The sequence below is a fragment of the Legionella stuttgartensis genome, from assembly GCF_977063405.2.
The window spans coordinates 208,708-235,330 of sequence record NZ_CDRUHA020000056.1 but is presented as its reverse complement, the minus strand read 5'-3'; the positions used below and the strand labels follow the sequence as shown (position 1 = coordinate 235,330).

The following is a 26,623-nucleotide window of genomic DNA, read 5'->3' as shown; positions in this document are numbered from 1 at the left end:
ATGTATGACTTTTATTCCGCCAGCATTTGCAAAACTTAGAGTCAATACGCTGAACCTAGAAACAAAATATTCCACTATATTGGGAAGGTATACAGTAGTGGATGGTCAGGTTAGTGAGGGATCCTCTTCACTTGATGTATTAATCGCTAGAACTAATGAAGTACTGAAATGTAAATCGGATAGAACTCCTCAGATTGATGTGTTTAATCAATTGTCAAATGAGTTACGCCAAATTTCGAAAGAAAATAAAAAAGATACAGAGCAGGGTACTATGTTTTTATTAGGAGCCTTAATTCATCGCTATTTTCGATTGATTAAGGAATATGACAATTATAATTACTATGCATCTTGGACTATATGGGGCAAATGTAATGTAACGGATTGTAAGTTATTCCAAGCAATAAGAAGAGCATTGAAATTTAAAGAGTTAGACTCAGATTTGGCAAAAAAGACGTTTAAAGTAGATGATTTAAAAATTCTTGATGTTGTAACTATTGTGAAAGCATTGGAAGTCTTTCGTAATAATATGCTGCTTGAAGATAAAGAGAAGCTTCCTCGCTACATGAAATACCCCCATTTTGCTGAAGATAAAAATTTCAAACCTTATTTACAGGATATTATCGAAGAACATGCACGACGAGGTGCAGCTATCCTAAATCGGTTTACAGCAATTGAATTTGTTAAAACGCTAGCCGAGCAAATTGAAAATGAACGGCAACAGCTTGAAAAAGATATAGAGAAGTGGTGTAAAGGGGTAGCAAAAGACTATAAAGATTTTAATGCTTTTAAAAGTTTAGATGATGAGACAATAAATGCAAGTCTTATTAAACATGTCGAATCAGAGACATCAAGAAATATAATTTTCAGTTTATTTTATACTCCATTAATTCAAGACAATCTCGAGTCCACAGAGCACGGCTCTTTTTTAACTAAAATGAAAGGTTGTTATGACTCTACGTGCAGTTATATGCTCTTTGGTGGTTATGTATTGTTACTACAACAATCAATGATGCTCGATACCGATCTATTATTTACGCTTCAACAGGCTTTAGGCTTGGAAAAAAGTCTGGATGAATTAAGTAAAGACGACATGCTCAATGGGGTGAAATTTCTTAAACAATTCCTTGAAACAGAGCCTGGCGCTGCTTTGGATTGCACATTTTTTAATGGAAAAGATAAGATGCTTACCGCCATCGCGAGAGCGGAGAAAGAGCTTACATTGCAAGTCGAGCCGAAAAAAGATGAAGTGGTGATATTGACGGTTTAATGAAATCGTCTGGGTGCTTGCATATTCTTGAAGCAACGCATTAATGAAGTCAAACTCTTTCTTCTGGAGATCCGTAGGATTGGTTTCATAGAGATTTTTAAGAATTTTAATTGTTGTTTCCAAAAATTCATTTTGTTTTGCAATATCAAGAAGCGGATTCTTTTCTGAATCCTCTACTGCAGTTATCAATTGCTTCATTAATACTTTTTGGGGCGGAGTGTATTTCTTGACTGCCAATCAGTAGAGGCTGCAAAAGGATCAAAAATTTTCCCACCCCTTGAGGGAGAATGAAAAAAACATAAAGCGGTTTATCTATTTCTGCGTTAATGGAACTTGTTAAGAAATCTCTTATGTCAAAGTAGGATATGGACATCTTAAATAAGTAAAGCAATAAAGAATACATCAAGAAAAATGGTTCATTCTTCACAAGTAAGTTATTGTTGTATCAAAATTAAAGCGCTAATGAAAACGGATTAAAATTGGTTTTCACATCAAAATGATCGACATTATCTTTTCGTTTTAAATAGTTGGAAAAATGATATGTAATGGGCAATGCACATATTTCATACAATACTTTGAATAAATACATTGTCCCCATAATTTGCCAAATGCCCGCGTAAGGGATTAAGAACAAAAAGGCGATGTGAGTAAAAAGTAGGGTATCGATACCAACACCGATCATCGTGCTGGTAATCGCGCGAAGCCAAAGCCGCTCTCCGGCTGTCAGCACTTTGAGTTTGGCTAAAATAATTGAATTGGCAAATTCACCAAAAAAGTAACTAATGACGGAGGCTGTGAAAACCCTTAATGTCCCGTGGTATACCGTTGCATATGCATCCTGATGTGACCAGTAGGGCGACGGAGTAAGATAAATGGTCAGCCAGGTTCCTAAAAATACAATAGTATTCGCCAGTAATGCCATCCAAATGATCCGCCGACTCACTTTAAATCCATATACCTCGGTTAAAATGTCATCAAAAACATATGTTAAAGGAAAGAAAATTAAACCTGCAGCAAAACTGATGGAACCAAAAGCAGCAATTTTAAAGGCGGCTAAATTCGATAAAATTAAAAAAGTTGTAAACAATATACCTACACTAATTACACTAGATTTGTTTGCGGATGTTTGTTTGGGGAATCTTTTAATCAAATCCAAATTATTGGTTTGTTCGGCAGAATATATAGCCGCAATATGCGCTACATCTTCAGGGGAAAAATTATCCAGCCACTTTTTTTGGTACAGTTCACTTACAGGCTTATCAAAAGCTACCGCCTTACCAGTAACTTGGATTTTAACAAAAACTTTTCCAGTATTTTGATAATTCTCATCAATGGAAATAATTCTATATCCATTAGAAATAATTTTATCTGTCGGTGTATGAAACAGTTGTTTTATTCGATGAAATAATTTATTGATCATAGTTTTTATACTGAGAAATGATAATGTCTGACGCCCTTATTATGCCTAAAAATAAAGCAGAAGTCAGTACGATTATGCTTGGAACTCTTATTGGACAATCGATTCAAATGGAACCACTTACTATAAATCATTATGCATGCTTGCGCCAACCGGCTAATGATGCTCGCATTTGGACTTATATGCCAAATAAAGCGAATGGTACGTTCTATGAGTCCTGGTTTCAGGATTGTTTGCTGAAACACTTACAGGGCACACAACTCACTTATGTGATAAGACGACTAAAAGATAATCAGTTGATTGGAAGTCGAGCTTACTATGAGATCGACCTGCAACATAAAAAATTAGAAGTTGGTTACGGTTGGCTTACCCCCTCAGTATGGGGTAAGCAGTATAATCATGAGTCTTTATTTTTGCTATTTCAAAATGCATTTGAGGTCTGGAACATTAATCGACTACAAATTGCCACAGATCCCCGTAATACGAAAAATTACAATACGCTAAAAAAATTAGGAGCAATAAAAGAAGGTATCTTGCGTCAACATATGATTCATCACAATGGACAAGTGACTGATACAGTCTTGTTTAGTATTCTTGCTGCAGAATGGCCAGGGGTGAAAAAGAAGTTAGTAGAACGATTAAAACGTGTGGAATGTTAATGAGAGGAGTTGCTCTCGGTTTCTTATACTGTTGTTAAGGGCTACTCGTGCTTGGGGAGACACGTACACGCTTATTCTTTGTACTTTTGTTCTCCTTATCTTGGGTATTGTTGTCACAATCTAATTGGCTTTGATTTGGGGTATCTGTACTATTTTGAATAAAAAATCCTGGTAATTGTTTACGTTTTCTTTTTTTGCCAATAGAACTTGACTCCTCATACTCTTCCTTTTCAATTGCATCTTCCTCATCATCTTTTTCACGTTTCTTGATAAAACTTATATATAGTTCTCTTCGTGAAAGTAATGTTTCGATCAATTTATCTGCTATAGGAAAATGATGTGTTGTAAAAGATTTCATTTTGATTTCGTGTAAATCTTCTTCCGACAGTTCGGCTATTTTCCTTAATGTTAATATTATTCTTTCTCTATCTGAGAATAAGGTTTTAGCATCAGAACTTCTAAACATATGGTGCTCGTGATCTAAAACTTCGGTTAAGTAGTAATCGTCCTCTGAATTACTTGTGATTTCTTTTGTAAGATAATTGATAACAAAATTGTCAATATATGTTTCTAAATTAATATTATTATTTTCTATGATAAATGAATTAAAACTAAAACCAGGATCGAGGCGGATTGCGAAAAAAGTATCCTTTTTCTTGATAAACCCAAAATTCCCACCTTCCCAATCTGCTTCTCCTAAAAAATGACATACTACAAATAGGTCAATTAATCCGACTATATTCATAGCAAGGATATTTCTGGGCGGTTCTTCGTCATATTGTAAACTTATTGAGCCATTCGAAGATACTTTAACTACTTCCTGCCAGTCACGGTAGTTCTCTAAAAGTTTAGCTGCTCGATAATAATTCGTACTGTCTTTATTTCTTAAAAGATGGTACTCCGGATGTTCAGGGCCTAAAATATGGCGTAATAAATTTCCTGAAAAGACTGCATATTCGGCAGCGAGGAGAGGGTCCAAAGATTCGTGTTGGTTATTTGAACTAATATAGTATTCATCCTCTTCTTCTAGAGGATACTCTTCTTCCTCTTCTTCCTCTTCTTCCTCTTCTTCGCCTTCAACTTCTGAAGACTTTTGGCTCAACGCAAAGAAATATTTTCCCATATTACCTCTTTATCTGACCGGTAATACGAATAAGTATAGTATAAAATCGGATGTACAGAGGCGCCCCTGATTGCTAGTAGGGGGTAGAGGCTCGGTTTATCGAGTGAGGCAATTATCTATGTAAAGCTTGGGAAGCTATTTCACGGTACATATAGAACTCATACAAAGCATTCTGCTTGAATCGAGTTATAGAATTTTTAGGAATACAACGTGGCGGCTTTCACCGCCAGGCTATATGCTAAATAGTCCGCGAAAATATTGTAGGTTTTCAATAGTGCCTAAGAGAACTTCATTTCACCATCTTTATAAGTCACTTTAATTGTATCACCTGACTTGAATTTCCCGGTCAATATATCTTGAGCTAAAGGATTTTCAAGCTGTTGCTGGATGGTGCGTTTCAAAGGCCTTGCACCATATACCGGATCAAAACCTGCTTCTGCTAAGTGTGATAATGCTTCTTTCGTTACATCAAGATGGATATCTTGTTGTTTCAAGCGTTTTTGCAAGTAACTAATTTGAATTCCTGCAATTTTCGCAATTTGATCTTGAGCAAGAGCATGGAAGACCACTGTATCATCAATTCGGTTAATGAATTCAGGACGAAAGTGTTGGCGTACCATTTCCATTACAGCATCTTTAATTTGGTCGTATTTAAATTTATTGCCCATTTCTTGAATCAAATTGGAACCAAGATTCGAAGTCATGACAATAATGGTATTACGAAAATCAACAGTACGTCCCTGACCGTCAGTCAAGCGTCCATCATCCATAACTTGCAGAAGTATATTGAACACATCTGTATGCGCTTTTTCTACTTCATCAAGTAAAACTACAGAGTAGGGTCTGCGACGGACTGCTTCTGTTAAATACCCTCCTTCCTCATAACCTACGTAACCAGGAGGTGCACCAATCAGACGAGCCACGGAATGTTTTTCCATAAATTCAGACATGTCGATACGTACCATTGCTTCTTCTGTATCAAAGAGAAATGAAGCCAAAGCCTTACACAATTCCGTTTTACCCACTCCTGTAGGACCAAGGAATAAAAACGAACCTATAGGACGGTTAGGGTCGGATAAACCGGCACGTGACCTACGAATGGCATTGGATACAGCATTTATTGCTTCGTTTTGGCCTATAAGGCGATGATGAAGCACTTCTTCCATACGGAGTAATTTTTCTTTTTCACCTTCCATCATTTTGGCTACAGGTATGCCTGTCCATTTGGATACGACTTCTGCAACCTCATCCTCAGTCACTTTATTACGGACTAATTTGTTCTCATGTGACTCAACTTCTGCTACTTGGGTTAGACGTTTTTCAAGTTCTGGAATGCGTCCATATTGTAATTCAGACATTCGACTCAAATCTCCAGCACGACGTGCAGTTTCCATTTCAAGTTTTGCTTGCTCGAGCGCCTCTTTAATTTGAGTAGCCCCATGCATTGTGGCTTTTTCTGCTTTCCATACCTCTTCCAAATCAGAATAATTTTTTTCTAATTCGTCAATTGACTGTTGCAGATCCTCAAGTCGTTTTTTAGAGGCTTCATCATGTTCTTTTTTAAGCGCCTCACGCTCGATTTTTAATTGGATCAAACGTCGCTCTAATTTATCCATGCTTTCGGGTTTGGAATCTATTTCCATACGAATCAAACTTCCTGCTTCATCAATTAAGTCAATTGCTTTATCAGGTAATTGTCTGTCAGTAATATATCGATGTGATAAAGTAGCTGCTGCAACGATCGCAGGATCAGTAATTTCAACACCATGATGCACTTCATAGCGCTCTTTTAAACCACGAAGAATAGCGATGGTGTCTTCAACACTCGGTTCATCAACCAAAACTTTCTGGAAGCGTCGTTCTAAAGCGGCATCTTTCTCAATGTATTGTCGGTATTCATCCAAAGTCGTTGCACCGATGCAATGGAGTTCGCCGCGTGCTAAAGCGGGTTTTAGCATGTTTCCCGCATCCATGGCACCCTCAGCTTTTCCTGCACCAACCATGGTATGAAGTTCGTCAATAAAGAGAATAATTTGACCTTCTTGTTTCGCTAAATCATTAAGAACTGCTTTGAGTCGTTCTTCAAATTCACCGCGATATTTTGCTCCTGCAATCAAGGCGCCCATATCCAAAGAAAGTAAGCGTTTATTTTTTAGACCTTCAGGAACTTCGCCATTAATAATGCGTTGTGCTAATCCTTCAACAATTGCAGTTTTACCTACACCAGGTTCACCAATCAAAACAGGATTGTTTTTTGTACGTCTTTGTAATACCTGAATGGTTCTACGAATTTCATCATCACGACCAATTACCGGATCAAGTTTGCCTTGTTCTGCTCGGGCGGTTAAATCAAGAGTATATTTCTCTAAAGCTTGGCGTTGTTCTTCGGCATTGGCGTCATTAATGCTTTCCCCGCCTCGCAACTCACTAATTGCATTTTCTATTGCTTTGGCTTCGCCGCCAGCTTGTTTAAGCATCCTCGAAAGACTACCGTCTTCGTTTATGGCTGCTAGAACAAAAAGCTCGCTGGAAATAAAATTATCCTTTTTTTGTTGAGCCAGTTTATCTGTAAGGTTTAAAAGACGATTTAATCCGTTGGAAATATGGATATCACCTCCCATCCCGGATACTTTCGGAAGTTTATCTAATGCTTGGTCTAAAAGAGTCCTTAATAAAGGGATGTTGACGCCAGCTTTACTCAGTAGGGGTCTACAGCTGCCTCCTTGTTGATCCAAAAGGGCTTTCATTAAGTGCTCTGGTTCGATGAAGCCATTATCTCGTCCTAAAGCGAGAGATTGGGCATCTGCCAAGGCTATTTGAAACTTTGATGTTAGCTTATCCATTCTCATGATATATAACCTTCTAATGGGTTAATGGGTGTTAATTTTCTTGTATCTACCGTAAAATGAGGCCTATTTTAATTTTTTCAAGTGATGATTATGACAAACAACCATTCTCCTAATTCTACTTCGGATTCTCAAGCATTGCTGAATCAAATCATTATTGATTATATGAAAGAAGCAAAAAGGAAACGCCGATGGAAGTGGTTTATGCGTGTTATTTATTTACTTATCATTATGTTTATAGTTTATCAAGTACTTATAAGTACCAATGAGGACCTAGGTACTAATATTAAGCCCCATGTCGGTATTATCGATATAACGGGTGAAATGGCAGAATCCAAAGCCAATTCTGATGATTTCGCCAAGGGATTGGACTCTGCATACAAAAACTCTGGATTAAAGGCGGTCATCGTACGTATTAATAGTCCTGGTGGTAGTCCTGTGCAGGCTGAATATATGTATAACCTGATAAAGTTTTATCAAAAAAAATACCCTGATATAAAAATTTATGCTGTTTGTGTGGATGCATGTGCTTCTGCTGCATATTATGTTGCTGTTGCTGCCGAAAATATTTATGCAAGTCCGGCAAGTATGGTTGGCTCAATAGGTGTTCTGTATAACGGTTTTGGTTTTGTGGACCTAATTAACAAAGTTGGAATTACACGCCGATTACAAACCTCTGGTGTAAATAAATCATTGTTGGATCCGTTTACTCCTGAAACAGATTTTGCAAAGCAAAAACTACAGGTTATGCTGGATCAGGTTCATGAGCAATTCATTAATCGAGTAAAAGAAGGTCGAGGAAACCGTTTACATATTGATGATGATACATTCTCTGGACTTTTTTGGACTGGAGAGCAAGCTCTGGCAATGGGGTTAATTGATGGTTTTGCGAGTAGTGGGCAGTTAGCTCGTGAAGTAGTTAAGGTTCCTGATGTTATTGATTATACCCATAAACAAAATCTTTTTGATCGGGTGACGAAGAATCTAGGGACTGCACTGGCGGATGAACTTCCCTTAAGCTTTGGAGTGAAGCCGGGGTTTAAATAAAACATAATCCTATCTTTTGTAGCCCGGATTATCCAGGCTACAAAATGAGATTATGAACTCTATAATTTACTTCAAAACAGGAGAAATGGTTTGTAGTAATGATTTAAATACTTTAGGTGTTCCAGCTACAATGTCTCCATGTTTGAGAAAATCATCCCCACCTTGTAAATCGCTAATCAAGCCACCTGCTTCTCTAATTAGTAATGATCCTGCCGCTATATCCCAAGGACGTAAACCAAACTCCCAAAATCCATCAAGGCGTCCGCTGGCAACATAAGCTAAGTCAAGCGCAGCAGATCCAGTTCTTCTAACGCCTGCGCACTTGCCAAATAAGGCTTCGAATGTTGGTAAATATTTTTGTGCGATGCTGATATCGCGAGCTGGGAAGCCAGTTCCTAACAGCGAGGAAACGAGTTGAGTTTGTTTGGAAACACGTATTCTTCGATCATTTAAGCGTGCCCCGCGTCCTCGGCTTGCAGAAAAACACTCATGGCGTAATGGATCATAGATAACGCCATGCTCTATTCTTCCTTTAACTTTCACTGCTATTGAAACAGAGAAGAAAGGGAAGCCATGTAGATAATTCGATGTTCCGTCTAATGGATCAATAATCCAGATCGACTCATTATCACCTTCTTGAAGACCGCTTTCTTCAGCGAGGATCCCATGATCTGGATACGCTTTATGAATTGCATGAATAATAGTTTGTTCGGCTTTGATGTCTACTTCGCTAAAATATTCATGGTTATTTTTAGCAGTAATTTTGAGACGATCCACTTGCTCCATATGTCGAATTATGATTTCACCGGCTTGTCGTGCTGCGTTAATTGCTATATTTAAAAGTGGTTCCATGAATATACTCTTTAATCTACAAAACCGGTGATTCTATCATATTTTTTTTGTGCAAATAGAGTTAAATATGAAAAAAGCAAAAATCGTAAAAAAGGAAGTTCAATGATATGATATAAAGATCTCAATGCATTAATAAAAGTTTGTATATGAAGTTAAGTTCAATTCGCATTATTCTAGTAGCAACATCTCATCCAGGTAATATAGGCTCTACAGCCAGAGCAATGAAAACAATGGGATTAAATTCACTCTATCTTGTTACGCCGAAATCGTTTCCTGATTATAAAGCAAAAGAAATGGCCGCTGGTGCCGATGATCTTTTAGAGAGTGCTGTAGTTACTGAGACTTTAGAGGAAGCCCTAATTGGTTGTCAGCTAATTTTAGGGACTAGCGCGAGACCAAGAGGGTTGTCTTTGCCGGGCTTACTTCCTGCATCCTGTGCAGATTTGGTAAGTAAGCAAGCAGAAGATACTCAAATTGCGATAGTCTTTGGGCGAGAACATGCAGGTCTTACTAACGAAGAACTGCTAAAATGTCATTATCATATCCATATTCCTAGCAATCCTGAATATGGTTCGCTTAATCTGGCACAAGCAGTACAGATTGTTGCTTATGAATTGCGAATGAAGTTATTAGCGCCTAAAGCAGAAGTTGCATTACGCCAGGATGAATATGCTACAGCGGATGAAATTGAACAGTTTTATGAACATTTAAGAGATGTTTTTATTGAGATTAAATTTTTAAAAGCGTCAAATCCTCGTCGTTTAATGCAACGCGTACGACGATTATTTAATCGCATAAATTTGGAAAAAATGGAAGTCAATTTATTACGTGGTATGTTAAGCCAAGTACAGAAATCGCTGGAATGGGCAAGCAAAAGGGGCGGGAGTGAGCGAGATAATTAAAATACCAATCTATTTTGATTATATGGCAACAACACCGGTTGATCCGAGTGTAGTAGAGCACATGATCCGTTATTTAGGACCAGATGGGGATTATGGCAATCCTGCTTCTGTAACTCATGAATACGGGCGAGTGGCTGCTCTTGCAGTAGAGCATGCACGTTTACAGATCGCGGATTCAATCCATGCATCGACACAAGATATCGTATTTACTTCAGGTGCTACAGAAGCGAATAATTTGGCAATAATAGGCGCAGCTCACTTCTATAAGAATAAAGGGAAGCATTTGATTACTATGAGTACAGAACATAAGGCAGTACTCGATAGTTTTAACCGCTTGGAAAAAGATGGGTTCGAAATAACCTATCTGCTTCCTGAAGCAAATGGTTTACTCGATATTGAGAAGCTAGGCCAAGCATTAAGACCCGATACTATTTTGGTATCCATCATGCATGTGAACAATGAAATTGGTGTAGTCCAAGATATTGAGGCCATTGGTACTTTATTACGTAATAAAGGAATTATTTTTCATGTGGACGCCGCGCAAAGTGCTGGAAAGATTCCCATTGACCTCACTCATCTTTCTGTAGATTTAATGGCGCTATCGGCACATAAAAACTATGGTCCTAAAGGTATTGGGGCACTTTATGTGAGGCATAAACCACGAATTCGGCTTCAACCACAAAGTTTTGGTGGTGGGCATGAAGGTGGTTTACGCTCAGGAACTTTGGCCACGCATCAAATTGTTGGAATGGGAGAAGCATTCGCATTAGCCGAGCGCCTACGAGAAGAAGAGCAAGCACGACTTTTAACCTATCGTCAGCGTTTATGGAACGGCATTAAACATTTACCTGGCATTCAGATTAACGGGGATGAACAAAAACGAATCGCTGGTAACCTGAATATAAGCTTTGCTGGCTTAGATGGGGATTCGCTACTTCTGGCATTAAGTGATTTAGCTCTGTCAACAACATCAGCCTGTAGTTCTGCCAGTATTCAACCCTCTTACGTATTGAGAGCTTTAGGATTAAGTGATGAGTTAGCACAAAGTACAATTAGATTATCTTTAGGGCGCTTTACTAAGGAAACAGAAGTGGAGCATGCAATAAATGTTATTTGTACCCAGGTAACTCGGCTACATGAAATGTCACCATCATGATGTATAATAAAACTGTACAAGATTGTTTTTTTGCACCAAAACATGTGGGTGTTGTCGCTTTAAATGATCATTCGGTAGTTGTTAAAAACAACCAAAAAGGTCAGGGTGTTATTGAACTCTATATGCTGTGTAATCCAGATGGTACAATTGTACGAGCTTGTTTTAAAACCAATGGTAATCCGTATGTAATTGCGAGCTTGGAGTGGTTATGCAGGCAGCTGGAAGGAAAGACCATAAATGCTGCACCACAGATTGATTATCAGCTTATTGTGAACGAATTAGATATCCCTGTCGCTCAGTATCCCATAGCATTAAGGATTATTGACGTTTATAAAGAAGTATTGCTTTTAATGAAGAAGATAAATCGAATCGAGAGGTAACAAATGAGTGTAGTAGTGCATCATGTAGAAAGTACAGTGCCTGAAATCAATTTTACAGAAGCAGCGGTAAAGCATTTGGTTTCTTATTTGCAGAAAAATTCTGAATATACTGGGATTCGTTTGTCAGTAAAGAAAACTGGATGTTCTGGTTTATCTTATGTAGTGGATTATGTACTGGCCCCTCAGGAAGGTGATTTGGTGCTTCCTTTAACTGAAAATTATGGTGTATGCATTGATAAGTCCAGTTATCCCTTTCTAAAAAATATGAGTGTTGATTATGTAAAACAGGGATTAAATTATAAATTCATTTTCAATAATCCCAATCAAACAGGGCAATGTGGATGTGGAGAAAGTTTTACAGTAGATTAGAATGCACCCCGAGCGAAGGGGTGAACTCCTGATTTGAGCGAATGGAGAGCCCTCATCATGTCTTCTAATTCATCTTAAGTTTTACGTGCCTTATAACAATACCTACGTCCCGCGGCTCATGGATTGAGGCGCTAAGTTCGCTTTTTCCTTGATGCTGCGAACAGGTCGCAGCACGTAGGGCTCTGTAGCTCTCAAATAAAACTTAAAGTAAATTGGAGCGTTCGGCATGACGTATGGTTATTTGGATTGACAGTGCGTCAATTATTGGAAAAACGAAAACTGGACTGATGTTCTTTAAGTTGTTTCCTACTTAATTGCTCCTTATTTGAAAAAAAGCTTAGTAATCGATTAAATTCATTTTTGACAGAACCATCAAAAATTAGCTCGTCATCTGTACCCAGAACCACTGGCTCGCTTAGATCCTGATAAATGAGTGATGCTGGGTGGGGTTCTTTTTCGAGGTGCCAGTTCAATTTACTATGGCAGCTGGGGCATACCTCGATAGGTATCCCAAGCTTTTTGATACGGTCTTTTTGTTCTTGAGTAAGAAAAATACAATGACCTAAGCGTACTTTTCCATGCAATGGATTCTTATCTTCACTAGGATGCAGAGATCTCCACTGTTCTAATGCATTTAAAACTGAATCGGTATCTTGTCGCTCTCGCTCACTATCAGATTCACCAGCATGAATAGCAATCGCGATACCCTTATTTAAAGCTAGATGAACTAACTTCGTGAGATCTTCTCCTGCAAGTGTTCTATTTGCTACAGGATTTCCTGAAATATCTAAACCTACTAATACTCTATTAGGACTTGTTAATATGCGATCGATAAAATAGCTTGCATCTTCTAAAGTATGAATGGTTCTGTCCAGACTCAATAATCCAACAGCTTTTTTATTAGTTATCTGTTGATTGGCTTGTATTAGTCCGGATACAAATGCATCGATATACTTATCTCGTGTTTGATGTTCCATTTCTTTTGGAGTTGTTCTGATCTCGAGGTACTTCGCCTCTGAGCTTTGTACTACATCGACAACACCATCAGAAATATCAGCAAGCGTTTGAATAATTTTGTGAACCAGCCCAAATTGTTTCCAAATGATTGCGATTAGCTCATTAGAATAGCCACTTTCTGGTTGTTGAATAGTATTTAGGAGGTATTCTGAGCGTATACGAATTAATTCTTCATATAATTCAATGCAATTATTTTTTTTGGCTACCTTTTCTAGAAAAGCCAAACTAAAACTGCCATTAAGGTGACAATGCAAGTCACCTGTATGTTTTTTTGTCATATTTGTCCTTAAAAATCAAATCTCAGTTTATTAGAATAACTCTAAAATAAAAAGAAAATTACAATTTTTAGAGGAAAAAATAAACAAACTTTCTGATTATTTTACGCTTATGGGAAAGAAATAGCTGATATAAACCAATTAATTACTAAATTCGCCTTGTCGATTTAACTTGTAAAGTGGTAAAATTTTTTTTCTTAATATTTCCTTAAGAAATGAATATCATTAAAACAATATTTACACTCTTTGAGATGTTTGGTACTATATAGTCCAGAGTGTTCGGTGAGTGTATGTACTGGGCATAATTTTATTGATTTAATTAATTTGTACTAGGAGACTTAAATGAGCACAGATACAATGGTGCAAAGCAGCGAAGCACTTACTCATCAAGTAATTCATGCTGTTAAGGGCTATTTAACCAGTGTTAGTAATAAAGATTCTAACTTAAACTTATATCAATTAATCGTTGAAGAAGTTGAAGCGCCGTTATTTCGCACTGTAATGGAATTAACTCGTTATAACCAATCAAAAGCTGCACGTGTTCTTGGTGTAAGCCGTGGTACTTTGCGTACTAAATTAAAGCGTTATTTCGATGACGAATTTATTGGAACTCGTGACTTCTAATTGATTAAAGCAATCTATTTCCCTGTTTTTTTCATATTAAATTTAGCAATATAGTGGTCTTTGACTAGGCACTCTGCTACTATTGGTAACAGAGTTGGTCAGACAATCGCTCTTTGTTTTACAAAGGGAGGAAAGTCCGGGCTCCAAAGGGTAGAGTGCCAGGTAACGCCTGGGAGGTGTGAACCTACGGAAAGTGCCACAGAAAATATACCGCCTCTTTGAGGTAAGGGTGAAATGGTGCGGTAAGAGCGCACCGCGCGTTTGGCAACAGACGTGGCAGGGAAAACCCCACTCGGAGCAAGACCAAATAGGAGTCCATTTGGCTGAAAAGTCATTACGTGTGACCCGCACGGGACTCGGGTAGGTCGCTTGAGGTATGCGGTGACGCATGTCCCAGATGAATGATTGTCCATGACAGAACCCGGCTTATCGACTGACTCTTTTACTTCATTGCCCAACCATCTTTCCGCTGTTTTAATTTATTTCTTTAAATTTCAAAATCTTCAAACTGTTAGGTATTTTTTATTATCCTCAAAGGCAAGACCTTGCTCTTTTTTATAAGCTTGGAGCTTCCCCAGTTCAGGCAGCCCCTATTTTTAAGTAAAATATTGATCCCTCCCTTTAATTATTATCCATAATGATTGAAATATGTTCAGTCAATTATACAAATAGTGTATAATATGATCACCATGTTTTTTATACGTCAAACTTAAAATGAAAAATCAGCAGCTACAAATGCAAAATCAGCAGCTACGAGCCATTTATATTAACCCAAGTGAAATCTTATCTGAGCCGACGCTCCTTGAGCAAATTCAGGAGCTTGCCGAAATAGGGTTTAATAAAGAATTCGAAGAAGACATCAAGTCAAAAGCAGATAAAATTGAGTTATATATGTCCCCCACAGAATACACTGAGGGCTATTTGGATTTCCTAAATTCCATGCTTTCAGCTTTGTCTTTAGCAAAAGAGGATATCAATACAGATATTATTCGTCAGGTTCGTGCTAAAAATGAACATTCTGCAAGGACAAATCCTCTATATAAAAGTATTAAAAGTGTTGAAAAAAATGAGACTCTCAAAAGCAATGTTAGCGAACGACTTGATGCATTTATTAAAAAGTTAGGGGTAATTCGAAATCAACAACTAATCCTCCAAGCTAAGTCTTTAGTAAAATCAGCAAACGATGATTTCGTTGACAGCCAGGCTAGCTTGATATCAAAGCAAAAGAGTTACGTTCAGTTGATTGCAAATTCAAAATATTCGCTTGAATCACTTACTAAGTTTGATCAGGAGCTTCAGCTTTGGTTTGTTGAGAAATTTTCTTCCATAGCAGAAAAACTTGATGAAAAAAAACGCATTATAGATAAAGCTCTTAAGGTATGTGAAGCAAACCCTGTTGATGCAGAAGCGATTAAGAAAGAGCAAACTGAGCTAGCTAAACAAAGAGAAAGCTTTGAAGCGAGTAAGAAACAAGCCGAAGATTTAATGAGTTTAATGGCCCAGCTTAAACAAATAAAAAATATTGAATCCCAGGTTGCAAAAAGTGCTGAGGAGTTATTAATACCTTCAGATGCCATCAAACTTCAGGAATTTCTCAAATTCATTACAGCTCAAGAAGAAGAAATAAAGCGTGTAAAACAAAAAATTAATGGTACCTCAGAAATACATACAAAAACTCTTCAAGCTATTGGAGTAATTGAACAATCCATTCAGGAAAGAAAGAAGCAGGCCGAAAATGAGTTAGAGGCTATTCGAAATCAAAAATTGCTCCTCCAAGCTAAGTCTTTAGTAATATTAGCAACCGAAGATTTGGCTAAAAATAATGGAAATCTAGAGTCAATTCAAAAACGCTATTTTGAATTACTTATAAAAGCAGACTATTCACCAGAGGCATTTGAAGAGTTCGAGCAGAACTTTGAAATTTATTTTGGTGCTCAATCTATTTTAACATGGAAACAGAGTTTTGATAAAAAAAAACGCAGCATGGATGAGATCTTAAAGGAATGTGAAGCAAGCCCTGAGGAGATTAGGAAGGAACAAAACGAACTCAATGGTCTTATAAGCAAATTTGAATCCATCCTAAAGGAAGCAGAACAGTTAAAAAACTTAAAAGCTCTGTTTGAACAAATCAAGTCGATTGAAGCTGCTGTAAAAAAACAAGAGGACCAGTTAAAACCAGAAGATGTTGATAGTCTTCAAGCCTTTATCCAATTTACCAGCGCTAAATTGGAAGAAATAAAGGAGCACAAACAAGGGTTTAAAGGGGAAATTCCTCTTCAGACTGCCAAGACTATTCAGGAAATTGAAAAATCCATTCAGAAAAAGAAGGAAAATGCTGAGTCTGATTTGCAGAAAATTAAGCATGCACGAATTGAAGTGCAACAAGAAGTTAGAGAAGAAGTAAGTAAAGTACCCGAGAATGGTTCCAGTGTCGAAGAGAGAGAAAAAAAGGACCCAGGTTCCAATGGGGAAGGTGAGAAAGTAAATAATGAAGTAGCACTCGCAGAAGAAAAGAAAGAGAGACTGAAAAATAGACTGAGAGAAGCGATTTCATTGATCACAAAATATAAAGAGATTCTAGACGGCGAACAAAAAAAATGCTCCATAACACTTTTCCATCAATCACGAAATCAAGCGAAACTTGAATACTGCAAGTTATTAGAAATAAAACTTGGATCGAAAGTTGATACTATAACTTCTGAGAGCAACATATCTCAAATTATTAATGAGGTTCATGATAGCATAATCAAAGACTCCAAGAACAAGATTGCTAAAAAGGAGATCACCAAAGGGGGCAGTTACTTTGGTACTAGTCGCATGCTTAGTTTACAAAGGCTTTTGGATATTAATGACGCTTGGGGAAAAGGACACTCCAAACTCTTTGGAATTTCAATTCGTGATGATTTTCATGGGCTTAAGTCCTCTGGTGTCGTTGAGAAAGAACGAGCGACTGTGAAACAGTTTTATCTTGGCGGAATTGGAAGTGATGAGAAATTCCATGAACTAAGAGATAAAGCCTTCCCACCTGAGGCCTCTAACAAGAAACAATCTTATACTTAACCTCAATTATTTTGAACTCAGGGATGAGCGCATTTTTACTGTCTTAAGTTTTATCTTTATATAATGGACTATGCCATAAAGATCTCGAAAGTACTCACCCAGATTGACTCCAGAAATTATTTTACAAGGCGCGTTAACGAGCTGAAGTAAACGTCAATTTCAGAATATTGCCTTAAAAAGCGGGGACCACTCATTTTTTGTCAGGGTAGCTGGATGTAGCGAAGCGAAACCCTGGTTTTGCTGACAAAGAGTTCCTGACGCTTTTACACTTGCTGAAAAACTAGTCCATTTCTATTTCGACGTCCCGCGGCTTGTCCGCGGGATCCAGATATTCTAAAACTTTGGCCCCACAAACAAGTCGTGTAGGGTAGGCAAAGGTTTAATCAGAGAGAATAAAGAGTCCTCGAGCTAATTTCTTTTCTTGTTCGAGTATTATCCATCACCAGCTAAATGTTTTTTTAGAAGGACATTGATTTGCTCGGGATTCGCTTTTCCTTTGGTTTGCTTCATGATTTGGCCTACAAAGAATGCGAGTAGTTTCTCTTTTCCTGCTCTATAATCTGCTGTCTGCTCAGGATATTGTTGAATTAATTTAATAATCATTTCTTCCCAAGCCGCAGTATCATCTACTTGTTGATATCCTTCACGTTCAATAATGGCTTCAATATCCTGTTCACCTGCCCAAAGTAAAGCGAAAATAGCGCGTGCATTGTTTAGAGAAATAGTTGCGTCATGTAATTTATTTAAAAGATGCGCCATGAGTTCCGCGGATATACGTGGGGTATTAAACGTTAAGCTCTCTTCATTTAGAGCGGCAGCATATTGTCCTTTCAACCAGTTAATAATCACTTTCTCAGAAGCACGACAGTGTGCTTTAATCGATTTGAAGAACTGATAAGCTGCTGGGGATGACAGAATAAAATTAATGTCTTCTTCATTTAGAGACGGTATATTTTTTAATTCAGCATGAATTTTATCAGGTAAATCCGGTAAATTATTTTTTACTTCCGCAATGAGAAATCGGGTGATTTGAATTGGTAATAAATCAGGATCTGGAAAATATCGGTAATCGTTTTCGTTTTCTTTACTACGCATCGGATGTGTCGTATGCGTGTCAGGATTATAAAGACGCGTTTCTTGGATTATTTTCTGACCACTTTCAAGGACATCCTGATGTCGTGCTTGTTCATAAGCGATGGCTTTCTCGATAAAACGAAATGAATTCAAATTCTTCAATTCAGTTCGTGTTCCTAATACAGAAGAGTTTTTAGGTTTTAAGGATAGATTAACGTCACAACGGAAACTTCCTTCTTGCATATTTCCATCACAAATCCCTAGAAATTGCACTAATTGATGTAGTTTTTTAAGGTAGCTTACGGCTTCATGGCTTGAAAACAAACAAGGAGCAGTGACTATTTCCAATAGGGGGGTGCCGGCACGATTAAGATCAATACCACTATAGCCCGAATGCACTCCATGCAATGATTTACCTGCATCTTCCTCCAAATGGGCGCGTACAATCAAAATATCTTTTTTGCTGCCGTCACTTAAAGTAATTGCTAATTTACCATTACTCACTATAGGTTTTTGAAATTGACTGATTTGATATCCTTTGGGCAAATCAGGATAAAAATAATTTTTGCGCTCAAAAACAGATTGATCATTAATGTCTGCTTGGATAGCTAAACCAAACTGAATTGCCATAATTACTGCTTCCTGATTCAACACCGGCAAAACCCCAGGAAATCCTGCATCGATAAAGCAGGTTTGAGAGTTAGGAGCAGAACCGAATGCAGTAGATGCGCCAGAAAAGAGCTTTGATTTTGTTTTTAGCTGAGCATGGACTTCAAGGCCAATGACTGTATCCCATTCCATAATTCACCTTTATTGCTTTGGACTGGCCAAATGCCAGTTGGTCTGTTGTTGATAATGATGGGCAATCTGGAGCAAACGACTTTCACCAAAATGTTTGCCCATGAGTTGCATTCCTATAGGTAACCCTTTAGCAAAGCCTGCGGGTATGGAAATCGCGGGAAGTCCAGCAAGATTAGCAGCGACAGTAAAAACGTCAGCCAAGTAATTTTGAATTGGATCAGCAACTTTTCCACCCAGTTTAAACGCACATGTTGGGGTTGTAGGGCCCAGGATAACATCAACAGATTTAAGTGTAGTAACAAATTCGTCCTGGATAAGACGACGAATTTTTTGTGCTTGTAAATAGTATGCATCATAATAACCCGATGAAAGTACGTGGGTACCCGTCAGAATTCGACGCTTCACTTCAATCCCAAAGCCTTCACTTCGTGTATTTCGAATCAGCTCTGTTAGTGTAGATGCATTGTCACTGCTATAGCCAAAGCGTAAGCCATCATAACGTGATAAGTTGGAGGAAGCTTCAGCACACGCAACTACATAGTAACAAGGTACCCATAAAGGTTGAAGCTCCAAATTCAAATGAATAATTTCAGCTCCCATCTGTTCAAAAACCTTAACTGCTTCGCGAATCGCTTGCTGTACTTCTTGTTCTACCTGCGGTTGAAAAAAACACGAAGGCAAACCAATTTTTAGTTTAGCAAGGGGGTTATTGAGTTCCGTATAATAATCGGGAATTGTGATCTCAACAGAAGTAGAGTCATGGGGATCAAAACCTGCCATAGCTTGCAGTACCAATGCAAGATCCTCAGCACTTCGAGCCAATGGACCTGCTTGATCCAGGCTGGATGCATAAGCAATCATGCCATAGCGGGAAATGAGTCCATAAGTGGGTTTAATACCACTAATTCCACATAAGGCAGCAGGTTGTCGTATTGAACCACCAGTGTCAGAACCTATAGCGAAAGGAACTAAGCCAGCCGCTACAGCAGCGGCTGAGCCTCCAGACGATCCACCTGGAACACGTTCTCTATCCCATGGATTTTTTACAGCACCAAAGTAACTGTTTTCATTGGAAGATCCCATGGCAAACTCATCCATATTGGTTTTACCAATCAGAATGGAACCTTGTTCGCGTAATTTACTGGATAAGGTTGCTTCATACGGGGATTGGAAATGCTCCAGCATTTTGGAAGCACAGGTGGTCGGCATCCGCTTGGTGCAAAATAAATCTTTCAACGCCATGGGGATACCCGTAAATGTTTTCCTATGGCCTTTTTTTAATTCGTGATCCGCTTTTTTTGCTTCAAGAAGCGCATGTTCTTCATCTATACTGATAAATGCATTTAAGTCTTTATGCTTTTGGATTTGCGTTAAATAATGTTGGGTTAATTCAACACTAGAAAGTTTGCCCTGATGTAAAGCCTGCGATAATTGTTTTAAGGATAAATTTTCCATGATTATTTACTCTGATCTATAACTTGAGGTACTAAATAAAGATCTTGCTCAAATTTGGGGGCGAGTGATTCTAATTCATTCAGGCAATTTTCTTCAGTAACCACATCAGTTCTTAAGCGTTGATTTAAAGCAAGAGGGTGAAAAAGTGGTTCTACTTCTTGGGTATTAACAGAACGTAGTTGGTCGACAAAATTCATTATTGCATTAATGTCTTCAATGAGTTTTGGTGAGTGTTCTAAATCTGTATCCAGATAGGCTAGGTGAGAAATCTTCTCTAAATCTTTTGCCGAGATGGTCATAAAAAAATACCTTAAAGAGTTAACATCTCATTATACCGATGATGTTATAACTAAAAAATATAATTATAGCCTGAAGTGCAAATATAAGTATTCTATTGCAACAATAGCTTTTCATGTCGTAATGCTTATTTATAGGGAAAAAATATTTTTCGTTTCATCATGTACTTGCTTTGTATGATTGGTTTTGCTTTTAAAAAAATCACTCACCAAAGCTTTGACACCTGGAGTAGGAGAGGCTGGTGGTTTGACAAGAAATTGATATCCCTGGATAGGAAGAAGTCCATTTTCAACCGTTCTTAACTCGCGCCCGTTGATGGTCATCGCCCCAAAATGAAACAATTCATTTTTGTTATCGACATAAACAGTATGATGATCTGTCGCATCGAAACACCTTACATCAGAAGCGATGCAAGTGAACCCTTTATGGTTTTGACTGGGCCCCAATTGTCCTTTTGTATTCAACCCACTGGCAATTAATGACTTATCATGAGTCATTATCAAACAACCTAAAGCAGTGGCCTTAATTTGTTCTGCTCTAATATCTGGTAATTTAGTCCAAGTATCAATAAACAAATTTTCTGGGTTTAATCCCAATAATCCGGATTCATTATTTCCGCATACATAGACTTCTCCTATTGTAGTTAAAAGAAGAGCATGATTATCAGACACTGAAATATTTGCAACGTCTAAGTTAGTCGGAGGTATGGGGGTCCATTCGGGTAAAAAGAGTGTAATGCGTCCAAATTGATAACTATTTAATTTATTACCCATTAACTCAAAAGGTTTACCGGATGAGTCGGTATAAAATAATGCGCTTGTATGATTTACAGTAAAAATAGTTTTTACCGATGGTACTTCTATAAGAGTGGGTACGTAATAGCTTGAGGTATTAGACTCTGGTTTTATTTGCTGTTCGTCATTTCTACCCATAGCAAAGACTTTACCAGACATACTTAATAGCATGGAGTGTGAAAATCCGCTTGAAATATGATTAATACGCTCTGGAAGAGGAGTTTCGGTTAATACACTAACTTGTTTGATATCTAAACCGAGTCCAAGTTGTCCTCGTGAATTACTTCCTATAGCTAAAACACGTCCTCGACTTAGAAGAATCAGAGTGAAGTCTTGCCCACAACTTATTTCTTTTATTTTTAACTCATCGTTTAAATAATTAGATGCTAAAGTATTAAATGCTTTGGACACATTTTTCAGTTTTTGTATTTCAATTAATGAGAGTTGATCAAGAATTTGAAATAAAACTTCTTGTGGAAGTTTCATCATATCCATGTGTTGCAATAGCTTTAGATTTAAACTAGGTATACCCATAAAATGTACTCCAAGTATCTTGTTACAGGTATGCCATAGTTCAAACTAAACTTTATAAGTTTTTTGGCTTTCTGCAGAAAATGAATGTTCCTCATTTTCGTTTAAAAAATCAACAATTTTTTTCAAAACATCCAGGTTTGTTGGATTGATGGTCTCATTAGACTGAATTAAATCATGTTTTTTGAGATATGAGAGCCAAAACCCCTTTGATTTATCAAATGCAGGTAATAAAGAGGATAAGGATTCTTCATTTTTATTAAATGAAACACCTTTCCATATGAAGTTGTTCGAATTTCTCTCAATACACCGTGCAAATACTGATTGAGTCGCTATTTTTATTGCTGTTTCAGGGGTAAGCTCGTTATTTCTTACTTGAGTACTTAATAGGTTAAGTAAATCGAGTTTTACACAGTTCTTCGATGTATTTTGTATAAATTCTTTTGAACAATCTAAAAATGTGATGGCAACTTGTTGTTTTCTATCCAGCTTTTCAGGCTGATTTGTTTTAGAAGTGCAAAAGAAGTTTCCTCTTGTAGAAGATGCTTTTGTTAGCTGTTGGATAAAAGACATACTTGAAACAGCGGTATCTTCTGCTTTGCTGTGCTTAACTTCCTGTGAGTCATAGCAACAAACCAAATTGCTTGTCATATCGGGATATGGGTAGTTACTCATCAAAAAGGCGCCATAACCTAGTTTGGTAAAGCCCATAACTACAGCCCATGGATCTACGATGGTGCATTGAGATAAATCTGTTAAGTTATCTGAATTATGATCGAGAAGAAGATATGTATGAGAGCCTAAGTCGTTTTGATGACTTACCATCTTGATATGTATAGGAGGTAATAGCCCTTTTTCTATTGCAACTAATAAATGATCGGCTGCTAACTGAGCAAATGTATGACATGCACCCATCCCCATACTTCGTACTGTGTTCGCTGTTTTGGCAATCGAGCTTCGATCATAGCTTACAAGAGCCCCTCCTAATCCAATAACAGGTGGACCTTTAATATTTTGTTTTGATTTTGCCAAAACAGTTTCTCTTGCAGATGGTTCAATGCATTGATCAAATCTGGCCGCATCCAGGGAGCCATATTGACCGAGATTTAAATGCCATAATTGAGTAGTTACTGGCGAGGCAATAAAAATGCTTGGATTGTGTTGACGGTTGATTGAGGGCAATTGACTAAACAACGGATCATTTATCACTAACTCAAGGACTTGTAATTCAAAAGAAGATAATTTTTTGATGTTATCGTTAATGTATTTTTGCGGATTATTTAAAAATAATTGCAATTTTTCGTCAGTGTCAATTATTTTAAAAAAGTGAGGCATAGTTAATGAGAACGCAGAGTATTCAAACATTTCGCTGGAAATAATTTTTATTAATTCCATTATCAAACTTTCAAGGGTTCTATCCTTGTTTTTTAAGAGCTTTAACAACTCTTCTCGAGACTCTTCGTATTCAAGACCTTCATAAACCTCTAGAACCAATTGTTTTACTTTTTCTGCCTCATAATCGCCATCAGCGTAGCACCGTTTTTTTATACGTTGAAGAAGCGATTCATTAAAATCGCTCAACTCTTTAATTTTTAATGTATTAAATTCGCTTTTTAATTTTAAAATTTTCGAATTGGGACTTTGTGTCGTAGTGACAGATTCATATTTGGTTTTCATGCTAAACAATTCAAAATAATAAGGCTCAAAGCCAACTATAAAGTGTATTTATTAAGGAAAAATTACTGATTTATTAAGGATTTATTAACTAAAATGGAAATTTCAATAGTTACAACGACTTGCGATAAAATATACAAAGTGAAAAAAATACAATCAATTGTGTTCTATGTTGTTTTCAAGGCGTTGGCCCAGTTTTAAAGATAAAATTAAAAGAATATGTAATCCATTTTTATTGATAAAATTTATGGTTTTAAAGGTATAAAAATGAGTCGTTAATTTATAGGGACCTAATTTTAGTAGGAACGCTATTAATAGCTTGGATGAACTGAGAAAAATCCGGGAAGCAAGGTTTCTGCTTGCCCAGATTAATAAAAACGATGCATTACTTTTTCAGGTAAGGGAACTCATCATTCAATAGTTGAATTACATTGTCTAATTGGTCCTTACTTTTTACGATAAGAAGTACGGTATCATCGCCAGCAATTGTGCCTAATATACCTGTGTTTTGGGTACTCTGAAGAGAATACGAAACAAATTTTCGGTCAATAAAAAACGCTAAGCTATTCGCATTCCCGGGATGTGTATGAAGTACAATAAGTCCATAATCTGATATTTGCATGTTCAATACCAAAGGCAGGTTGGGCATACTGAAATCCACTACTTGGTAAGTACCGCCTATTTTGGCAATTTTTAATTTTTTCAATCTTCGCGATAGAGTTGCCTGGGGGATAGTGAAACCTCGTTCCTTTAAGCTATTTTGTAAATCAATTTGTTCTGCAATTTTCTCTGTTTGCACAATATTTAATATATGCCCATCTAGAGCAGCATCTTGACTCATTCATATCTCCGCTTATTTATGATTAAGTGAATACAAAACCATTTTAAATGAAATTATATTCAAAATCTCTTGACAGAGCAAGTTGAGGTTGATAAATTTGAAAAACGCATAAAAACTGGATTTATATTCAATGAAACATATATTTTTTATTTTTTTAGCCGGTCTTGCCCTGTTGGTTTCTCTTTGTTATGCCAAGGTGTCTGAGGATAATATTCAGTATATTCATTTTGCTGTGGCGGCAGAATATCCACCTTTTGAATATAATGATCATGGTAAAATCAAAGGATTTGATGTAGATCTCGCGCGTTTGATTGCAAAAAAACTTGGAAAGGATGCATTTTTTGACACCATGCAATTCAGCAGTATTTTACCTGCCTTAAGCTCGGGACAGGTTGATGCAGCAATTTCTACGATTACCATTACCGAACAGAGAAAAAAGAATTTTGATTTTACCGAACCTTATTATTTCGAAAGTATGGCGGCTGTTTTTCCTGAAGAAAAGCCGATTAACGATGTGTCACAATTAGCGGATAAGAAAATAGCGGTGCAACTAGGTAGTACGATGGAAATTTGGTTAAAAAAGAATATGCCAAATGTCAAACTTCTAGTAATGGATAATAATAATCAAACTATCGCTGCTCTAAAAGCTGGTCATGTAGATTTGGTCCTGGTTGATGGAGTTCAAGGTGCAGTATTTAGTAAAAAAAATCCTGGATTAGCCTTTGCTGTTATAGCTAAATCAGCCGATGGTTATGGTCTAGCACTAAAAAAGAATTCTAAATTAACTCAAAAAATAAATCATGTTTTGCACGAACTGGAACAAAGTGGTGAGTTGGCTGCACTCAAGAAGAAATGGCTGGAGGACACAAAATGGAAGAGTTAAAACAAAATGTTCTTTATATTGGTGAGGGAACTTTAGTTACTTTGGTACTGTTAGCTGGTGGTTTATTGATAGGGACTTTACTGGGAACTTTAATGGCGTTACTACGATATCAAGGGATTATGAAGCCTATAATAAATGGATTTATTTCGGTAATGAGAGGAACTCCAGTAATTCTGCAACTTAGTTTTATTTATTTTGCTGTACCTGCATTAATCGGTGTCAAAGCCAATATTTTAGTGGCAGGACTTTTAACTTTCGGCTTGAACAGTTCAGCATATATTGCAGAAATACTGAGATCAGGAATAGAGCATTTGCCTAAAGGCCAGTTTGAAGCAGCAAAAACGTTACAAATCCCTAGCTTTTATTTGTGGAAAGATATTGTTTTACCTCAAGTGGTTAAAAATATTTTTCCTGCATTCATTAATGAAATGATTGCTTTGCTGAAAGAAACTGCATTGATCGCGACTATAGGGGGAATGGATTTGATGCGTAGGGCGCAATCAGTTGCCGCAGAGCAGTTTACCTATTTTGTCCCTTTGTGCATTGCAGGTTGTTTTTACTACGGTATGGTTCTCTTGATTGAGTTCCTAGGAAAAAAATTGGAACAAAGGAGGCTGTATGTTAGCCATTAACCAAGCGAGTAAATATTTTGGTGCTCTACCTGTATTAAATAATGTCAGCATAAAAGTACAAGCTCATACGGTACTGGGTTTAGCAGGACCTTCGGGAGGCGGAAAATCCACGTTGCTGCGTTGTATACAGCAACTAGAAACTTTGGATTCAGGCACAATTGAGGTAGCCGGTCATAGTGGTTTTATGTTTCAGGATTTTCAGCTTTTTCCACACATGACAGTGATGCAAAATTTGGTGTATGCACCTCGTTTACAAAACAAAACAATAAATCATGAAGAACAAGCACAGGCTTTACTTCTGAGTTTAGGCATTAGTGATAAAGCCTCTGCTTATCCTCATCAGTTATCTGGAGGACAAAAACAACGCGTTGCTTTAGCACGAAGTTTAATGATGAAACCTAATTTATTACTTTGTGATGAGCCTACATCTGGCCTGGATCTGGCAACAATTGATGAAGTGATTATCTTATTAAATTCAGTGAAGTCTTTAGGAGTTACAATGGTTATTGCGTCCCATGATCTCGATTTTCTCAGTAAAATATCAGATCGCTTGGTTGTTCTAAAAGGGGGGCAGTTAGTTGCAGATGTAATACCTAAGGAATTGGCTGAACCTATTTTACATTTAAAACAATACTATCAGGAGTAAA

At 37.3% G+C, this 26,623-nt stretch carries 23 protein-coding genes and 1 other RNA gene; 13 read left to right on the top strand and 11 right to left on the bottom strand.

The window, feature by feature from the left end:
* Positions 1–4 precede the first annotated feature (4 nt).
* Positions 5–1,267 (top strand): hypothetical protein, encoded by a 1,263-nt coding sequence (locus tag ACWTEW_RS15345; RefSeq protein WP_454782525.1) that lies wholly within the window; start codon positions 5–7, stop codon positions 1,265–1,267.
* Positions 1,268–1,718: 451 nt separating this feature from the next.
* Here ACWTEW_RS15345 and ACWTEW_RS15340 read toward each other — a convergent pair whose 3' ends face one another.
* Positions 1,719–2,687: a queuosine precursor transporter gene (locus ACWTEW_RS15340; protein WP_454782524.1), complete on the bottom strand. Its 969-nt coding sequence runs from the start codon at positions 2,685–2,687 to the stop codon at positions 1,719–1,721.
* A gap of 23 nt (positions 2,688–2,710) precedes the next feature.
* Here ACWTEW_RS15340 and ACWTEW_RS15335 point away from each other — a divergent pair, with 23 nt between their 5' ends.
* Entirely contained in the window at positions 2,711–3,343 is a 633-nt protein-coding gene (locus tag ACWTEW_RS15335) for a GNAT family N-acetyltransferase (RefSeq protein WP_454782523.1), read from the top strand.
* 34 nt (positions 3,344–3,377) lie between these two features.
* Here the strand turns inward: ACWTEW_RS15335 and ACWTEW_RS15330 are convergent, their stop codons facing one another.
* Positions 3,378–4,466, bottom strand: coding sequence for a hypothetical protein (locus ACWTEW_RS15330; protein WP_454782522.1), 1,089 nt, complete (start codon positions 4,464–4,466; stop codon positions 3,378–3,380).
* 278 nt (positions 4,467–4,744) lie between these two features.
* Positions 4,745–7,315: an ATP-dependent chaperone ClpB gene (gene clpB, locus ACWTEW_RS15325; RefSeq protein ID WP_454782521.1), complete on the bottom strand. Its 2,571-nt coding sequence runs from the start codon at positions 7,313–7,315 to the stop codon at positions 4,745–4,747.
* 90 nt (positions 7,316–7,405) lie between these two features.
* Here clpB and ACWTEW_RS15320 point away from each other — a divergent pair, with 90 nt between their 5' ends.
* Positions 7,406–8,359, top strand: a complete 954-nt coding sequence (locus ACWTEW_RS15320; protein WP_454782520.1) for a S49 family peptidase — start codon at positions 7,406–7,408, stop codon at positions 8,357–8,359.
* Positions 8,360–8,425: 66 nt separating this feature from the next.
* Here the strand turns inward: ACWTEW_RS15320 and ACWTEW_RS15315 are convergent, their stop codons facing one another.
* Entirely contained in the window at positions 8,426–9,211 is a 786-nt protein-coding gene (locus ACWTEW_RS15315) for an inositol monophosphatase family protein (protein WP_454782519.1), read from the bottom strand.
* Between the two features lie 146 nt (positions 9,212–9,357).
* Here ACWTEW_RS15315 and trmJ point away from each other — a divergent pair, with 146 nt between their 5' ends.
* The 4 genes from trmJ to ACWTEW_RS15295 are packed head-to-tail and all read left to right on the top strand — an operon-like array spanning position 9,358 to position 12,018.
* Positions 9,358–10,113 (top strand): tRNA (cytosine(32)/uridine(32)-2'-O)-methyltransferase TrmJ, encoded by a 756-nt coding sequence (gene trmJ, locus ACWTEW_RS15310; protein ID WP_454782518.1) that lies wholly within the window; start codon positions 9,358–9,360, stop codon positions 10,111–10,113.
* The gene (locus ACWTEW_RS15305; protein ID WP_454782517.1) at positions 10,097–11,269 is read left to right on the top strand and encodes an IscS subfamily cysteine desulfurase; all 1,173 of its coding nucleotides are present in this window, start codon (positions 10,097–10,099) and stop codon (positions 11,267–11,269) included. The genes trmJ and ACWTEW_RS15305 overlap by 17 nt, the downstream gene beginning before the upstream one ends.
* Positions 11,266–11,649 carry an iron-sulfur cluster assembly scaffold protein gene (locus tag ACWTEW_RS15300; protein ID WP_454782516.1) on the top strand — a complete coding sequence of 128 codons (384 nt, stop codon included), beginning with the start codon at positions 11,266–11,268 and terminating at the stop codon, positions 11,647–11,649. The genes ACWTEW_RS15305 and ACWTEW_RS15300 overlap by 4 nt, the downstream gene beginning before the upstream one ends.
* 3 nt (positions 11,650–11,652) lie before the next feature.
* Positions 11,653–12,018, top strand: a complete 366-nt coding sequence (locus ACWTEW_RS15295) for a HesB/IscA family protein (protein WP_454782515.1) — start codon at positions 11,653–11,655, stop codon at positions 12,016–12,018.
* Positions 12,019–12,275: 257 nt separating this feature from the next.
* On the opposite strand, the gene ACWTEW_RS15290 is transcribed toward ACWTEW_RS15295, so the two are convergent.
* Positions 12,276–13,313 carry an amidohydrolase family protein gene (locus ACWTEW_RS15290; protein WP_454782514.1) on the bottom strand — a complete coding sequence of 346 codons (1,038 nt, stop codon included), beginning with the start codon at positions 13,311–13,313 and terminating at the stop codon, positions 12,276–12,278.
* A gap of 339 nt (positions 13,314–13,652) precedes the next feature.
* On the opposite strand from ACWTEW_RS15290, the gene ACWTEW_RS15285 reads away from it, so the two are divergent.
* The 3 genes from ACWTEW_RS15285 to ACWTEW_RS15275 all read left to right on the top strand — a co-directional run bounded on the left by ACWTEW_RS15285 (position 13,653) and on the right by ACWTEW_RS15275 (position 16,994).
* Complete coding sequence (locus ACWTEW_RS15285; protein ID WP_454782513.1) at positions 13,653–13,934, top strand: helix-turn-helix domain-containing protein; 282 nt, start codon at positions 13,653–13,655, stop codon at positions 13,932–13,934.
* 90 nt (positions 13,935–14,024) lie between these two features.
* Positions 14,025–14,379, top strand: an RNA gene (rnpB, locus tag ACWTEW_RS15280) — RNase P RNA component class A.
* 290 nt (positions 14,380–14,669) lie between these two features.
* A complete protein-coding gene (locus tag ACWTEW_RS15275; protein WP_454782512.1) occupies positions 14,670–16,994 on the top strand; it encodes a hypothetical protein in 2,325 nt (774 codons plus the stop codon).
* A 432-nt stretch (positions 16,995–17,426) separates the two neighbouring features.
* Here ACWTEW_RS15275 and gatB read toward each other — a convergent pair whose 3' ends face one another.
* The 6 genes from gatB to ACWTEW_RS15245 all read right to left on the bottom strand — a co-directional run bounded on the left by gatB (position 17,427) and on the right by ACWTEW_RS15245 (position 24,461).
* Positions 17,427–18,869: an Asp-tRNA(Asn)/Glu-tRNA(Gln) amidotransferase subunit GatB gene (gatB, locus tag ACWTEW_RS15270; protein ID WP_454782511.1), complete on the bottom strand. Its 1,443-nt coding sequence runs from the start codon at positions 18,867–18,869 to the stop codon at positions 17,427–17,429.
* A gap of 9 nt (positions 18,870–18,878) precedes the next feature.
* Entirely contained in the window at positions 18,879–20,324 is a 1,446-nt protein-coding gene (gene gatA, locus ACWTEW_RS15265; protein WP_454782510.1) for an Asp-tRNA(Asn)/Glu-tRNA(Gln) amidotransferase subunit GatA, read from the bottom strand.
* Positions 20,325–20,326: 2 nt separating this feature from the next.
* Positions 20,327–20,623, bottom strand: coding sequence for an Asp-tRNA(Asn)/Glu-tRNA(Gln) amidotransferase subunit GatC (gatC, locus tag ACWTEW_RS15260; protein WP_454782509.1), 297 nt, complete (start codon positions 20,621–20,623; stop codon positions 20,327–20,329).
* Positions 20,624–20,752: 129 nt separating this feature from the next.
* Entirely contained in the window at positions 20,753–21,949 is a 1,197-nt protein-coding gene (locus ACWTEW_RS15255) for an F-box protein (protein ID WP_454782508.1), read from the bottom strand.
* 45 nt (positions 21,950–21,994) lie between these two features.
* Positions 21,995–23,623 (bottom strand): hypothetical protein, encoded by a 1,629-nt coding sequence (locus ACWTEW_RS15250; RefSeq protein ID WP_454782507.1) that lies wholly within the window; start codon positions 23,621–23,623, stop codon positions 21,995–21,997.
* 382 nt (positions 23,624–24,005) lie between these two features.
* The gene (locus tag ACWTEW_RS15245) at positions 24,006–24,461 is read right to left on the bottom strand and encodes an arginine repressor (protein WP_454782506.1); all 456 of its coding nucleotides are present in this window, start codon (positions 24,459–24,461) and stop codon (positions 24,006–24,008) included.
* Positions 24,462–24,591: 130 nt separating this feature from the next.
* On the opposite strand from ACWTEW_RS15245, the gene ACWTEW_RS15240 reads away from it, so the two are divergent.
* The 3 genes from ACWTEW_RS15240 to ACWTEW_RS15230 are packed head-to-tail and all read left to right on the top strand — an operon-like array spanning position 24,592 to position 26,622.
* Entirely contained in the window at positions 24,592–25,344 is a 753-nt protein-coding gene (locus ACWTEW_RS15240; protein ID WP_454782505.1) for a substrate-binding periplasmic protein, read from the top strand.
* Entirely contained in the window at positions 25,332–25,976 is a 645-nt protein-coding gene (locus ACWTEW_RS15235; protein ID WP_454782504.1) for an amino acid ABC transporter permease, read from the top strand. Before ACWTEW_RS15240 ends, ACWTEW_RS15235 begins: the two co-directional genes overlap by 13 nt.
* The gene (locus tag ACWTEW_RS15230; RefSeq protein WP_454782503.1) at positions 25,963–26,622 is read left to right on the top strand and encodes an amino acid ABC transporter ATP-binding protein; all 660 of its coding nucleotides are present in this window, start codon (positions 25,963–25,965) and stop codon (positions 26,620–26,622) included. The genes ACWTEW_RS15235 and ACWTEW_RS15230 overlap by 14 nt, the downstream gene beginning before the upstream one ends.
* Position 26,623: the final 1 nt, after the last annotated feature.